11 protein-coding genes are annotated in these 12,893 nt (G+C 60.0%); 6 read left to right on the top strand and 5 right to left on the bottom strand.

Annotation, left to right across the window (positions count from 1 at the left end; all coding sequences use genetic code 11):
* Positions 1 to 2 precede the first annotated feature (2 nt).
* Positions 3 to 1,478 carry a TrkH family potassium uptake protein gene (locus OP495_RS00500; protein WP_280562387.1) on the bottom strand — a complete coding sequence of 492 codons (1,476 nt, stop codon included), beginning with the start codon at positions 1,476 to 1,478 and terminating at the stop codon, positions 3 to 5.
* Between the two features lie 295 nt (positions 1,479 to 1,773).
* On the opposite strand from OP495_RS00500, the gene OP495_RS00495 reads away from it, so the two are divergent.
* Positions 1,774 to 2,058, top strand: a complete 285-nt coding sequence (locus OP495_RS00495; RefSeq protein ID WP_280566483.1) for a hypothetical protein — start codon at positions 1,774 to 1,776, stop codon at positions 2,056 to 2,058.
* Positions 2,059 to 2,187: 129 nt separating this feature from the next.
* On the opposite strand, the gene OP495_RS00490 is transcribed toward OP495_RS00495, so the two are convergent.
* Positions 2,188 to 2,616, bottom strand: coding sequence for a pilin (locus OP495_RS00490; RefSeq protein ID WP_280566480.1), 429 nt, complete (start codon positions 2,614 to 2,616; stop codon positions 2,188 to 2,190).
* A 340-nt stretch (positions 2,617 to 2,956) separates the two neighbouring features.
* On the opposite strand from OP495_RS00490, the gene pilB reads away from it, so the two are divergent.
* The 5 genes from pilB (at position 2,957) to yacG (ending at position 7,770) form a co-directional block, all read left to right on the top strand.
* Entirely contained in the window at positions 2,957 to 4,699 is a 1,743-nt protein-coding gene (pilB, locus tag OP495_RS00485) for a type IV-A pilus assembly ATPase PilB (RefSeq protein ID WP_280566478.1), read from the top strand.
* A 32-nt stretch (positions 4,700 to 4,731) separates the two neighbouring features.
* Positions 4,732 to 5,964 (top strand): type II secretion system F family protein, encoded by a 1,233-nt coding sequence (locus OP495_RS00480; RefSeq protein ID WP_280566476.1) that lies wholly within the window; start codon positions 4,732 to 4,734, stop codon positions 5,962 to 5,964.
* Between the two features lie 79 nt (positions 5,965 to 6,043).
* On the top strand, positions 6,044 to 6,886 hold the full coding sequence (locus OP495_RS00475; RefSeq protein WP_280562282.1) for an A24 family peptidase: 843 nt from the start codon (positions 6,044 to 6,046) through the stop codon (positions 6,884 to 6,886).
* A gap of 10 nt (positions 6,887 to 6,896) precedes the next feature.
* Positions 6,897 to 7,535, top strand: coding sequence for a dephospho-CoA kinase (coaE, locus tag OP495_RS00470; protein ID WP_280562283.1), 639 nt, complete (start codon positions 6,897 to 6,899; stop codon positions 7,533 to 7,535).
* Between the two features lies 1 nt (position 7,536).
* Complete coding sequence (yacG, locus tag OP495_RS00465) at positions 7,537 to 7,770, top strand: DNA gyrase inhibitor YacG (RefSeq protein ID WP_040241746.1); 234 nt, start codon at positions 7,537 to 7,539, stop codon at positions 7,768 to 7,770.
* A 72-nt stretch (positions 7,771 to 7,842) separates the two neighbouring features.
* Here the strand turns inward: yacG and OP495_RS00460 are convergent, their stop codons facing one another.
* The 3 genes from OP495_RS00460 to secA form a co-directional block, all read right to left on the bottom strand.
* Positions 7,843 to 8,787 (bottom strand): Nudix family hydrolase, encoded by a 945-nt coding sequence (locus OP495_RS00460; RefSeq protein ID WP_280566474.1) that lies wholly within the window; start codon positions 8,785 to 8,787, stop codon positions 7,843 to 7,845.
* A gap of 106 nt (positions 8,788 to 8,893) precedes the next feature.
* Positions 8,894 to 10,102 (bottom strand): bifunctional glutamate N-acetyltransferase/amino-acid acetyltransferase ArgJ, encoded by a 1,209-nt coding sequence (argJ, locus tag OP495_RS00455; RefSeq protein ID WP_280566471.1) that lies wholly within the window; start codon positions 10,100 to 10,102, stop codon positions 8,894 to 8,896.
* A 33-nt stretch (positions 10,103 to 10,135) separates the two neighbouring features.
* Entirely contained in the window at positions 10,136 to 12,874 is a 2,739-nt protein-coding gene (secA, locus tag OP495_RS00450; protein ID WP_280562286.1) for a preprotein translocase subunit SecA, read from the bottom strand.
* Between the last annotated feature and the right edge of the window lie 19 nt (positions 12,875 to 12,893).

Raw genomic sequence — 12,893 nt, 5'->3', positions numbered from 1 at the left:
CGTCACTTCCGCCAGAACGTGGGCGTCAACAGCACCAGCACGGTGAGGATTTCAAGGCGCCCCATCAACATGCCCAGACTCAAGAGCCACTTGGCGGCGTCGGGCAGCGACGCGAAATTACCCGCCGGTCCGATGACCGGCCCCAGGCCAGGGCCGACGTTGGAGACGGCGGTGGCCGCCCCCGAAAGCGCCGTCACCAGGTCAAGCCCCAGCAGCGCTAGTCCCAGCGCCAGACCTGCAATCGTCAGAAAGAAAAAGAAGGAAAACGCGATGACCCCGCGCACGACTTCGTCGCTCAGCGGGTTGCCATTATAGCGTTGCGCGAAGATCCCCTGAGCATGCACGAGATGGCGCAGCTGGGTGAACAGCATGATGGCGCCGATCTGAAAGCGGAATATTTTCATGCCGCCACTCGTGGACCCGCTACAGCCGCCAACGAAGGTCAGATAAAAGAACGCAGCGACGACCAGCGGCCCCCATTGAGTGTAGTCGTCGGAGGCATAGCCGGTGGTGGTGACCACCGAGATGACGTTGAAGGCGACTTGGGTCAGCGCTTCGAAGAACGGCACACCCCCGGCGACGCGATACGCGGTCAATCCCAGTATCACCACCGCCAACAGCCCCATCAGCCCTCGCACCTGCTGGTCCCGCCACAGGACATTCGGCGTATCGCGCAACGCGCGAATGAACAGCACGAACGGCAGCGCGCCGCACAGCATGAAGAACGAGGCCAACCACAGAATCAGCGGACGCTCATGATAGACCCCGAAGGACGCATCCGAGTTGGCAAAGCCTCCGGTGGCCATGGAGCTCATGGCATGCACGACGGCATCCAGCGGCGTCATGCCCGCCAGGTAGTACGTCAGCATTGCCAGCAAGGTTCCGCCCAGGTAGATGGCGCCACTCGCCTTGGCGATACCGCCAGCGCGTGGCAGCACCTTGTCGGACCAGTCCGACGACTCGGTTTGAAACAAACGCATGCCGCCAACCTTGAGAAACGGCAGGATAGCGATCGCCATGACGATGATGCCGATACCACCCAGCCACTGCATCAAGCCGCGCCACAATTTAAGGCCGTCGGAGAGACCGTCGATGCCCACCAGCACCGTCGACCCGGTGGTGGTGATCGCCGAGACGGACTCGAAGACGGCATCAGCGAAGGACAGTTGCGGCGCCCCCAGAATCAACGGCAGGCTAGCCCCGGCACTCACCAGCACCCAGCTCAAGGTCGTAAGAATGAACATCTGACGCGGACGCAGCAGAATCTCGATGCCATGCGTGACCAACCACATAAGGCATGCAGCACCCGCCACGATGGCGATCGACAGCGCGAAGGCAATGCGGTCGGGGTCATTCTCCAGGGTCAGCACGCCGAGCGGCACGATCATCAAGATCGCCAGCACGCCCAGCAATACCGCCAGAATCCTGACCACCGGCGCGGACACTACCAGGCTGCGCTTGATGCGTGGGTGTATCACCGCCACCAGCCTTCCTCCTCGCCCCTGCGTCGCCGACGTCCCATGATCCACGCTGGCACGATAAAGCGGCGCATCGTTATAAACGGGCGCTACTATAAAGGGTGCACGGTCGTTTCTCTACTCGCGCGTCTCCACTCGCGGCCGTCCCGTCACCGTGACGGCCTACTGCCGTCCACCGCGAGGATATGCTATCGTCCGCAACATTGCCCTGCGCGTCGATTCGCGACGCCGTGAATGCACGGCACGCGTTCCCGCATGCGCCACACGGCCACACGGCCATACGGAGAAAGCCCCCATGAGTTCCGCGTCTGAAATGCAGAAAGTCCGGATCATCAACGAGCTGCGTGAATTCATCAAGAAACTGCTGCAGGATCCGGCGATTCTCGAGCAATCGCTCAGCATCGCCCGCGCCCATTACACCGACGGTGACAGTCAACAGATGTGGGCCACCATTGCCAACGAAATCTCGGACAATACCAGCGTGCATATTCCCGAAGACCCTAGCGAGCACTCGGAAGCCGACCGACTGTTTCTGGAAGTGTTGAAGGAAGTCGTCGACGAAGGGAAGGCGTTGTACTGAAGGTTTAAGCTGGAAGCTGGAAGTTTTAAGAAGGAAGAGGGAAGGAAGAAGAACGAAAGGGATACGAGAGAATCTAAAAGGCCGGCGACTGCCGGCCTTTTGCTTGTTAGAAAGTCGCTTGGTCACACCTTAGCTATTGGCAACACAGCTATCAGGCACGACATCGTCGCTAATACCTTTCGATGCAGTACATTCCCACCCTCCATCGTCTTGGCGCTCAAGCGTCAAAGTTTCGTTGGAGAAATTTCCTTCATCATCAAACTTAAAGGTCAGTTTCGGTTGCTTTTTGTCGTCACCGAACTGATCAACCGTAATTTTACCATTCTGAACTGCACTATCCGAAAGACCAAGATCGGAGGCTGCCGAGGGCGTGTCGCCCTCCTGAACCGCCAGTTCCGCCGGCGTTTGCAGTGACTTGAGGGTCGCGAGTGCAGAGCTGACTTCCGAACGCGCGACGTAGTTCTGATACTGCGGGATGGCGATGGCGGCGAGGATGCCGATGATCGCGACGACGATCATGAGTTCGATGAGTGTAAAACCGCGTTGTTGATGTTCCATTGAGTTCTCCTGTACCCCCTTGTTGAATGCCCTGTTGTTCGCCTTTTTGGCGAGCCCGACGGGGCGGATGATGACGCGTTGCGGACGCTCCAGCGATGTGCCGCCCCTGCCGGCTCTCCGCGAGGCAGCCGCCCACGATGTTACATTAAATTACACTTATCATGCTGGCAAGATAATCGAGATTAAAGTTTTCCCGATTTCGGTCGATTACATGAAAAAACTAATTGACTAGATATCTCATGCCCAAGGTCACTAAAGCGGTCATGCATGGGGTAGAATGCGAGAAATTACGGGGTATCGGCCGCCCCATCTGGTCGCTCCTTTTGGTGTCGAAACGCTTATGCACTCGTCTTCATCATCGTATCCTCCCGCCTCCGGCAGGCCGCTTTTGAAAGGGCTCGCCGCACGCCTGGTCACGGAAGGCCTGATCGAGGAATCCAAGGCACAGCATGCCATGGAGGCCGTGCACGATACGCATCAGTCAGTGCTCGAGTATGTCATCGAGCAACGCTGGGTTGCCGCGCGCGAGGCCACCCAGAGTTCCGCATGGGAATATGGCCTGCCGTTCGTCGATCTGGAAGCCATCAGTACCGAGCGCCTGCCCATCGGCGAGGGGCTGTCCGACACACTGATCCGCCGTCTCGGGATCTTGCCGCTAGCGCGTGGCGAGCGCCATATCAGTGTGGCGATCCCCTACCCCTCGACGCTGTCCAAACTCGATGAACTGCAATTCACTACCGGCCTCACCGCCGAGGGCGTGCTGGTGGCCGCCGATCAGTTGCAGCCGGCCATCGAGCGGTATCTCGTCCAACGCGAGACGCACGGTATGCTCGAGGCCCTCGACGATGCCAGCGAAGCGCTCGAGACGCTCGACCTCGACGATGTAGAGCCTCTCAATGAAGGGCTCGACACCGATGACGACGATGCCCCGGTGGTGCGCTTCGTGCACAAGATGATGCTCGATGCCGCGCGGCGTGGTGCCTCGGACATTCACTTCGAGCCTTATGAGTCGACCTTCCGCATCCGCTTTCGTATCGATGGCATCCTGGTCGAAGTGGCGCGGCCGCCGTTCAATTTGCGCGCCCGTCTTTCGGCACGTCTCAAGGTCATGTCGCGTCTGGATATCTCCGAGCGTCGTTTGCCGCAGGATGGCGCCATCAAACTGCGTGTCTCGGCCTCTCGTACCATCGACTTCCGCGTCAGCACGCTACCCACCGTCCACGGCGAGAAAATCGTGCTGCGCTTGCTGGATGCCGGCGCTACACGCCTGGGAATCGATGCACTAGGCTTCAGCGAATCGCAAAAGGCGTTGTTCGAACACGCGCTCGCGCAGCCGCAGGGGATGATACTCGCCACCGGTCCTACCGGCAGCGGCAAGACCGTGACTCTGTATACCGGGCTCAACATTCTCAATACCGACGCGCGCAACATCGCCACCGCCGAGGACCCCGTCGAGCTCAAGCTGGATGGCATCAACCAAGTCAATGTGCTGCCCAAGATCGGGCTGGATTTCGCCAGCGCACTGCGCGCCTTCCTGCGCCAGGACCCCGATGTCGTGATGGTCGGTGAGGTCCGCGACCTGGAAACCGCAGAGATCTCCGTCAAGGCCGCGCAGACCGGCCACCTGGTACTGTCGACGCTACACACCAACTCAGCGGCCGAAACCCTGACGCGACTGCGCAACATGGGCGTGGCGGCCTACAACATTGCAAGCTCGGTGACGCTGATCGTCGCCCAGCGCCTGTTGCGTCAGTTGTGCCCCCACTGCAAGTCACCTGTCGAGCTTCCTCGGCAACTCTTCCTTGAGGCGGGCTTCACGACAGACGAAATCGAGACCGCGACCTGCTATCGCGCCACGGGCTGTACGCAATGCACCCACGGCTACAAAGGGCGCGTCGGTCTCTATGAAGTACTCCCCGTCAGCGAGGCCATGAGCAAACTGATCATGGCCGACGGCAATTCATTGGAACTCGGTGAACTGGCCCGTCAAGAAGGCCATCCCGATCTGCGGCGCAGCGGTCTGAGCAAAGTACTCGCAGGCATTACTAGTCTCGAGGAGATCAATCGCGTGGTGCTGGAATGAGCGATCCGGTCAAGTGACATGAGGACAACGACATGGCGGTAGCATCACGCAGCAAGGCACCTCGGCGCGTCGTCCTGCACCGCTGGCGGTGGAAGGGCAAGAACTCACGCGGTGAAACCATTCAAGGTGAACTGGTCGCTGCGGACGAAATGGGCGTACGTCAGGAACTCGGGCGTCAGAACATCCTCGTCAAGCGGATTCAGCGCGTGCGCAGCCCTTTCGGGCTGGGTCGCATACGCCCGCAGGACATCACCTTGTTCGCGCGCCAGATGGCGACCATGATCCGTGCCGGTATTCCCTTGCTACAGGCGTTCAGCGTGGTCTCGGAAAGCCTCAAGCGCCCCGCCATGCACCATCTCATCGAGATACTGATGAATGAAGTCTCGGCCGGCGCCAGCTTCTCCGAAGCACTCTCGCAGCATCCACAGCATTTCGATCGCATGTTCGTCAACATGGTCGAAGCCGGCGAGCAATCCGGCTCGCTGGATCGCATGCTGGAGCGCGTCGCCAGCTATAAGGAAAAGATCGACTCGCTGCGGTCCCGCGTGCGCAAGGCGCTTTATTATCCCGCCGCCGTCGTGCTCGTGGGCATGGGGGTGACCGCCCTGCTGCTAGTCAAGGTCGTACCGCAATTCGAGAGTTTGTTTCGCGGCTTCGGCGCCGATTTACCCGCCTTCACGCAATTGACCATCCATCTCTCGACGTGGGTCCAGGCCTATTGGCCACACGTGCTTGGCGCCTTCATCGCTGCCGGCTTGCTGATACGTCTCGGCATACGGCGCTCGCCGCGCTTCGCCTATCACATCGATGGGCTGATACTGCGCCTACCGGTGATCGGCGATATCCTCGACAAGTCGTCGGTAGCGCGTTTCTCGCGAACCTTGGCGACGACCTTCAGCGCCGGAGTGCCCCTGGTCGAATCGCTGCATACCGCAGCAGGCTCGACCGGCAACCGTATCTACCAGCGTGCCATCAACGAGGTGCGTGAACACGTCGCCAGCGGCCAGCAACTCAACTTCGCCATGCGCGCCACCGGGCGCTTTCCCAACCTGGCCGTGCAGATGATCGGGGTCGGCGAAGAATCCGGCGCACTGGACGCGATGCTCAACAAGGTGGCGGATTTCTACGAGGAAGACGTCGACACCAAGGTCGACGCCCTGACATCGTTGCTCGAACCCTTCATCATCGTGGTGCTGGGCGTGCTGGTCGGCGGTCTCGTGGTGTCGATGTACCTGCCGATCTTCGAGATGGGGTCGGCAATCTAGACAGACCTCAGACATTGGTACGTTTCTCATTCATCCGCCCCGGCATTTCGCCGGGCGCGTTCGTTGCAGGAGTGGCACGTTGCTCGCCGATATTCCTTTACCGTGGCTGGCCATCATGGCGTTCGTCCTCGGTACCTTGCTGGGCAGTTTTCTCAATGTCGTGATCGTACGTCTGCCGGTAATGCTGATGCAGCAATGGCGTCAGGAATCCCGCGATGCGCTGGCGCTACCCGCGGAAGAGGTAGCGCGCTACAACCTGTGCACGCCACGCTCGCAATGTCCGAGCTGCCGCCAGCCCATCGCCTGGCACGACAACCTGCCTCTCATTGGCTGGTTCAAGCGCCGTGGCCGCTGCGCGCACTGCCAGGCACGTATCAGCGTGCAATATCCGTTGATCGAACTGATGGCGGGCTTGTTGATGGCGAGCGTCATCATCGTGCATGGCGCCACCTGGGCAGCGCTGGCCTGGAGCGGACTGTGCCTGGCGTTGCTGGTTCTGGCCGTCATCGATCTGCGCACCCAGTTGCTCCCCGATATCATCACACTGCCTTTGCTCTGGGCCGGCCTGCTTTATCAGCTCTTCTTTCAGCCTTATATGCTCGAGAATGCCGTTGTCGGCGCAATGGCCGGTTATGTGCTGCTGTGGAGCTTCTACTGGCTGTTCAAGTGGCTGACCAAAAAGGAAGGCATGGGCTACGGTGATTTCAAGCTGCTGGCGGCGCTGGGTGCCTGGCTCGGCTGGACGATGCTGCCGATGCTACTGATGCTCTCCGCCGGGCTGGGTGCGATCATCGGGGGGATGTTGCAGCTCTCGCTGTCACGCTTGCGCGGCATGCCACTCCCCTTCGGTCCCTTTCTCGCCCTCGCCGGTTGGATCGCGGTACTCTTCGGCGCCCCACTACGCGCCTGGACCGGCTTATGAGGAATTTGCCATGATATCCGCCGCTCCCATCATCGGCGTAACCGGTGGCATCGCCTCGGGCAAGTCCACCGTCGCCGCCATGTTCGCCGAACTGGGGATTCCCTGGGTCGATGCCGACCTCGTGGCACGCGATATCGTCGCGCCCGGCGAACCCGCGCTGGACGACATCGTGGCACGTTATGGAAACTCGCTTCTCGACGCGCACGGCGAGTTGCAACGCCGTGCCTTGCGCGACATTGTCTTCGCCGATGATGGCGAGCGTCAGTGGCTGGAAAGCGTCACGCATCCACGCATCCGCCAGCGATTACGCGAGCGTCTCACGGCGATACGCCAGGACGACGCCCCCTATGGGCTACTCGTGTCGCCGCTGCTGTTCGAGACGGATCAAGTCTCGCTGGTCGACCGCCGCCTGGTCATCGATGTACCCGAAACGCTTCAGGTAGCGCGCACTCAAGCACGCGATGAAGTGAGCGAAAGCCAGGCACATGCTATCCTCGCGGCACAGATGCCCCGCCAAGAGCGGCTGGCGCTTGCCGACGATGTGATCGAGAATCATGGTGACATGACGGCGCTGAAAGCGCAGGTCGCCAAGCTCGACGCGCGTTACCGGCAACTATTCGATGGCACCCATCAGGAGCACTCGCTTTAGCATGACGGAGACATCCCAAGACCGCCCCCTTGAAGTCGCTTGCCCCCAGTGCCGCACCAAGGTCGCCTGGACAGCCGACAACCCTTATCGCCCCTTCTGCTCGAAGCGCTGCCGCTTGCTCGATCTAGGCGCCTGGGCCGATGAATCCCACCGCATTGCGGGTGAGCCCGCCATGGACGAAACCGATCTCGACCGCTTGATCGACGACCTGGAGCGCGGCGAACCACGCCAATGAGACATGAACGCCAACGGCCCGCCAAAATGGCGAGCCGTTGGTATGCGATACCGCGCTGTTGCGACGAGCGCGTTACTTCCAAAGGTCGCGAATCGTCGCGATCCCCTGGGCGCCCACTGCACGCGCCTGATCGATATCGTCTCGGGTGACCCCGCCTAGCGCATAAACCGGCATCCCCGCCGTCTCCACCAGCTGCTGAAAATCGTGCCAGCCGACTGGCGCAGAGTCAGGATGGCTAGGGGTCACGCGCACCGGCGAAAAAGTCACGAAATCGCAGCCAATTGCAGCAGCCTGTTCAAGCTGTTGAGGATCATGCGTCGAGGCCCCCAGCCACTTGTCATGTGCAATAGGGCGATGTTTGAGTGCCATCAAGGCACGACTGGGCAGATGGATACCATCGGCATCGATGCTGTCGAGCAGTGCGGGGTCGCCATTGAGCATCAAGCGTGCCTCGTAGCGACGACAAAGCGCCAGCACTTGCTCGGCACGCTTTATATACGCGCTTTCATCCAGCGTCTTGGCACGCAGTTGCACCAGGCACACATGATCGTCGCGCAAGGCGCGCTCGAGCTTGTCGAGAAATACCGTGTCGTCGGCTTCTTCGTCACTGATCAAATACTCGTGCGGCAAGCACACCGCACGCAAGATCGGGTGATTGGCCTCCGGGAACGGGTAATTGTGCAGCTCGTTCTGCGGTACCCAGCGCACCGCTTGGCCTTCGCGCCCAAAGGGCTCGCCCTCGAACTCATGCACCTGCCAGACATCGAGCAAAATGCGTTTGTCGGCATATTCATGGTGAACGCGAATGAGTGGTTGAGCGCGCAGGATCTCGACGCCCAGCTCTTCACGGAGCTCACGCGTGAGCGCTTCGAAACCGGTTTCGTAGGGTGCCAACTTGCCCCCGGGAAATTCCCATAGCCCCCCCTGATCGACGATCGAGGGACGGCGTGCCAGCAGCACGTGACCATCCTCGCGAATGATGGCAGCCGCCGCTACGTGTACCCTTCTCTTCACCATGTTGGTCATTTCACCTTGACTGACTGTTCATGATCCGCGGACCGAAGACGGCCCGCTTATCGCTGCTGCCATCCGCACTCGGCTAGCCGTACTTTACGACTCGCACTCAACTACGGTAGTCGGCATTGATGGAGACATAATCGTGTGACAAGTCTGACGTCCAGACCGTCGCCGCGGTATCTCCGCGTCCCAGATGGATGCGAATCGTGATCTCGGACTCGGCCATGACCGCGCTTCCCGCCTCCTCGGTATACGAAGCCGCGCGACCGCCTCGCTCGACGAGCGCCACACTACCGAGGTCGATAGCGATACGCGACACATCCAGATCGGGTACCGGAGCACGCCCGACCGCCGCCAAAATGCGTCCCCAATTGGCATCACTGGCATAAAGCGCTGTTTTCACCAACGGCGAATGCGCCACGGTAAAGGCAACGTCCAACGCTTCCTGCCGCGCCATCGCCCCTTCGACTTCGAGGGTTACGAACTTGGTCGCGCCCTCGGCATCACGGATGATGGCCTGCGCCAATTCTACCAGCACCTCGGTCAACGCCGCAGCAAAGCGCGACTCGCGCTCGTCGGTATCGATGCGAGCACCGCGTCCGGTGGCCGCCAATGTACAGGCATCGTTGGTCGAGGTATCCGAGTCCACGGTGATGCAGTTGAAAGAGTCATCGACGGCTCGCCGCAATAGTACTTGCAGGCGCTCGTCGTCGATAGCAGCGTCGGTGAAAACGAAGCTCAGCATCGTGGCCATGTCAGGCTTGATCATGCCCGAGCCCTTGGCAATGCCGTTGATCGTCACCATTTGGCCGTCGATCTCGATACACGCCGTGGCCCCTTTGGCACGCGTATCCGTCGTCAGAATGCCTTCGGCTGCCGTCTGCCAGGCATCCGCCGACAACACGGCAAGCGCCTCCGGCAAGGCATCGCATAGCCGACTCACCGGCAGCGACTCGCCGATCACACCGGTCGAAAACGGCAAGACGGACTGTGCGGCGACATCCGCCAGCTCGCCCAGTGCCTGGCAACTCGTCTCGGCATCATGCATGCCTTGCTCACCCGTACCGGCATTGGCATTACCGGTATTGATCAGCAGATAACGCGGCTTTTCCGTCTCGAGATGACGTCGAGCCAAATGAACCGGTGCCGCGCAAAATGCGTTGCGGGTAAACGCCGCCGCCAGCGTCGTTGCCTCGGGCAACTCGACCACCACCAGATCACGGCGCTCCGCTGCTTTGATACCTGCCATCGCCGTTCCCAGGCGAATACCTTCGATGGCCGGCATCGCCGGAAAACTCGCGTCCCCCACCGCCATATTGCCTCTCCTCACGCCACGCTTGCCTTGAGCTCAGTTCAACTGACCGTGGCAATGCTTGTATTTCTTGCCGGAGCCGCAAGGGCACGGGTCGTTGCGGCCCACCTTGGGGCCTTCGCGACGTACCGGCTGTCCATCCTCTTCGTCGCCAGTACGTTCCTCGCCTTCGACGGCCACTGCCTCGGCGGAGGCCACGGCATCTTCATGCACCGGCTGGCTGATCGCGCGTTCGCGCTCCAGCGTGGCACGCCGCTCACGTTCCATCTCATCGACTTCCTCCTGACGCCGTACTTGCACATGACTCAGGATGCGAATGACATCGTGCTTGATGTTGGCCAATAACGACTGGAAGAGCTCAAAGGCTTCACGCTTGTATTCCTGCTTGGGATTCTTCTGTGCATACCCACGCAGATGGATCCCGCGGCGCAGATGATCCATGTGTTGCAGGTGTTCCTTCCAGCGCGTGTCGAGCACTTGCAACATGACCTGCTTTTCGAAGCGGCGCATCAGCTCCGGTCCCACTGCCTCGGCCTTGCTGGCAAAGAGACCGCGATGCTGGTCGTGCAGACGTTCACGCAGCAGGTCTTCATGGAAGTGTTCGTCTTCTTCTGCCCATTGCACCAAGGGCACGTCGAGATTGAACTCCTGCTTGAGATAGTCCTGCAACCCGGCAAGATCCCACTGTTCGGGCAGACTCTGCGCCGGCACATAACTGGTAATGGCCTCGGACAAGACCTGCTCACGAATCTCAGCGATATTGGACGAGAGATCATCGGTAGCAAGCACTTCATCGCGCTGCTGATAAACGACGCGGCGCTGATCGTTGGAAACGTCGTCGTATTCCAGCAACTGCTTGCGGATATCGAAATTGCGACCCTCGACCTTTTTCTGGGCACGCTCGACAGCATTGGACACCATCTTGTGCTCGATCGCCTCGCCGCGCTCCAGGCCCAAGGCATTCATCATCCGCTGCACGCGATCGGAGCCGAACAACCGCATGAGATTGTCTTCCAACGAGAGGAAGAAGCGTGTCGACCCTGGATCGCCCTGACGGCCGGAGCGTCCGCGCAGCTGATTGTCGATGCGCCGCGATTCGTGGCGCTCGGAGCCAATTACGTGAAGACCGCCCGCAGCCAGTACAGCATCGTGGCGTTCCTGCCATGCCGCCTTGAGTGACGCGACCTGATCTTCGGAAGGATCATCGAGAGCCGCCGCTTCAGCTTCCCAGTTACCGCCCAGCACGATATCGGTACCACGCCCGGCCATATTGGTAGCGATGGTCACGGCACCAGGCTGTCCCGCCTGGGCGATGATTTCCGCTTCGCTCTGGTGCTGCTTGGCGTTAAGCACATTGTGCGGCACCTGATACTGCCGCATCAGTTGGGCGAGGTATTCGGAGGTTTCGATCGACGCCGTGCCCACCAAGACGGGACGCCCCGCTTCGCGTTGCGTCTTGACATCATCGATGATGGCTTCGAATTTCTCCTCACTGCTCATGTAGACCGAATCATTATGGTCCACGCGCACCAACGGGCGGTTGGTGGGAATCACCATGACATCCAGCCCGTAGATCTGACGAAACTCGAAGGCCTCGGTATCGGCGGTCCCCGTCATCCCCGACAGCTTGTCATACAGGCGAAAGTAATTCTGGAAGGTCGTCGAGGCCAGTGTTTGACTCTCTTTCTGAATTGTCACGCCTTCCTTGGCCTCGACCGCTTGGTGCAGACCCTCGGACCAGCGGCGACCTGGCATGCTACGTCCGGTATGCTCATCGACGATGACTACTTCATCGTTGTTGATGATGTAATCGACGTCGCGATGATAGAGATGGCGAGCACGCAACGCCGAATGCACATGCTGTAGAAGCCCCAGATTCTGCGCCGAGTACAACGAGTCGTCCGCACCCAGAAGCTCCGTCTCTCTCAATATCCCTTCCAGCTTCTGGTGGCCGGTTTCCGTCAGTTCCACCTGCTTTTGTTTCTCATCGAGAATGAAGTCCCCACTGGTCGGGTCCTCTTCGTCGCTGCACTCCTCGAGCCCCAGGGATAGCTGATTGATACGCCGATAAAGCTCGACGTTTTCTTCGACCGGGCCGGAAATGATCAGCGGTGTGCGCGCCTCGTCGATGAGAATCGAGTCGACTTCATCGATGATCGCGTAGTGCAGCTCGCGCTGAACCTTGTCATCCAGCGAAAACGCCATGTTATCGCGGAGATAGTCGAACCCGAATTCGTTGTTGGTCCCATAGGTGATATCGCAGGCGTAGGCTTCACGCTTCTGGGGCGAAGCCTGGCCGGAATAGATCGTCCCCACGCTGAGGTCGAGAAACTCGTAGAGAGGGCGCATCCACTCGGCATCGCGGCCCGCCAGATAGTCGTTGACCGTCACTACGTGCACGCCCTTCCCCGGCAACGCATTGAGATAGACCGACAGAGTACCGACCAGGGTCTTGCCCTCGCCGGTTTTCATCTCGGCGATGCGCCCTTCGTGCAGCGTCATCCCGCCGACCATCTGCACATCGAAATGACGCATTCCCATCACGCGCTTACTCGCCTCGCGCACGACGGCGAAAGCTTCGGGAAGTATCTTGTCAATGGATTCGCCGGACTCCAGACGCTTGCGGAATTCGCTGGTCTTTGCCGACAGCGAGGCATCATCGAGAGACTCGAAAGTGGGCTCCAGCGCATTAATGGCTTCACTGGCCTTGCGCATGCGTTTGACTTCACGCTCGTTCTTCGAGCCGACAAGCTTACGTACAATGGTATTGAGCATGTGAGATCCTGAAATACAA

Origin of the sequence: Chromohalobacter sp. 296-RDG (genome assembly GCF_029889885.1) — a bacterium.
Lineage (GTDB): Bacteria > Pseudomonadota > Gammaproteobacteria > Pseudomonadales > Halomonadaceae > Chromohalobacter.
Note: the sequence above shows the minus strand (reverse complement) of the source record. Positions and strands in the feature narration are given on the sequence as shown.